The sequence below is a fragment of the Turicibacter sp. GALT-G1 genome, assembly GCF_025594995.1.
GTDB lineage: Bacteria > Bacillota_I > Bacilli_A > MOL361 > Turicibacteraceae > Turicibacter > Turicibacter bilis.
Genome location: NZ_JAMQUS010000063.1, coordinates 1 through 1,468, shown reverse-complemented (window position 1 = coordinate 1,468; position 1,468 = coordinate 1). Strand labels below are relative to the sequence as shown.

Here is a 1,468-nt window from a genome sequence, read left to right as displayed (position 1 = left end):
ATAGCATTAATGATCTGCTCACATGCTTCCTTAGTCAAATTGAAATAATTAATCCAAAATTTTGTGTTAACTAAAAATCTTTTAAAATTAAGTGTTTCCTCGGACACACACTTATTATAGCATATTTTCTGTATGTTTCCTCGGACACATTAATCAATAAAAAAAGGCACATAATTGTGCCTTTCTAGTGAAAATCTTTCTCTCTTTTTGAAAATACATATTTCCATTTTTCAATTTGTTCTTCCGTTAAACTTCCATCTTCAATTTGAGAAGTAACAAGCATTGGTCCACAGATAATATCGTATAAATTTCTATCACGATCAATAATTAGCCTATTTGGTTTTAACTCTAAAAATTTACCATCTTCATTACAAACAATTGCTACATCATGATAATAAATAACTTGAATATAGCCACCAACTAAACTTTGTAATTCTGCTAAATCTCCTTTTATATCTTTTACCACTGGTTCACTATCATTACCTTCAATATAAATTACTTTCATACCTTATTCCTACTTTCTTTATCAACTTAATTATATTATAACTCACTCACTCACTCGTTTCAAGCATAAAATATTAATATTTGCATTTTTTTAAAAATAAAAAAAAGTTAATTAGCTGACTACTAATTAACCCTCTGCTTTTTCTATCTCCCAATGCCACTCTATCCTAGAAAGCATATATTCAAATACTTGTTCATTAATAAAATTCTCTTTTTCTATCTCACTCATTCCCTCAAAATCACTCTCATAAAATTCTAAATAATCTTTAGATTCAGACCTAACATATCCAGTATGCACTTCTACTTTAACAACTATCTTTCTACCACTTTTCGCAACTGACTGACATGGATCGCCTAAAACCTTATAGAACTTATTCCACGTTTCTTTTGATCCAAAACGCTGACCTTGTTCAATATTTCTAATAGCATTTATTGAAATTCCAGTTTCTAATGATAAATCTTTTTGAGTAAGTTTCATTTTTTTTCTCGTCTTAATTAACCATTGTCTTAACTGCTCTCGTTCCAGGTTAGTCTTATTCACTGTAACACCTCATTATATTTTAGATATGCTTATTATATACCTCACTCACTCACACGTCAATAAACTAAAATAGAAAAATAAAGACAAAATTCAGAAGAATTGTGTCTAAAGCTTATTACAAAATCTTTCTAGTTATTTGCTAAAACTCTCACTATACTAGTAATTTTGTTTTTTCAATTTTTTATGTAGCAAAACGCTACATAAAAACTATATTTTTTTTATTTTTTATGTAGTATTTTACTACATCTATAATATATTTTTTTATTTATATATATTTTTTTTATAATTATTTTTCATTTAAAGTGATATAATAAATATATCCAAAAACATTTATATAAAATGAGGTGTGATTTTGAAACTAACAGAACAAATAGAAATTAACAAAGATGTAATCGACTACATAAATTCTTTAACTAAAACTGG

2 protein-coding genes are annotated in these 1,468 nt (G+C 26.6%); both read right to left on the bottom strand.

Features of this window, described 5'->3' with window-relative positions; genetic code table 11:
• Nucleotides 1-184: 184 nt before the first annotated feature.
• Nucleotides 185-505 (bottom strand): DUF3846 domain-containing protein, encoded by a 321-nt coding sequence (locus tag NEH74_RS11075; RefSeq protein WP_155062465.1) that lies wholly within the window; start codon nt 503-505, stop codon nt 185-187.
• Nucleotides 506-631: 126 nt separating this feature from the next.
• Nucleotides 632-1,045: a helix-turn-helix transcriptional regulator gene (locus tag NEH74_RS11070; RefSeq protein WP_155062466.1), complete on the bottom strand. Its 414-nt coding sequence runs from the start codon at nt 1,043-1,045 to the stop codon at nt 632-634.
• Nucleotides 1,046-1,468 lie beyond the last annotated feature (423 nt).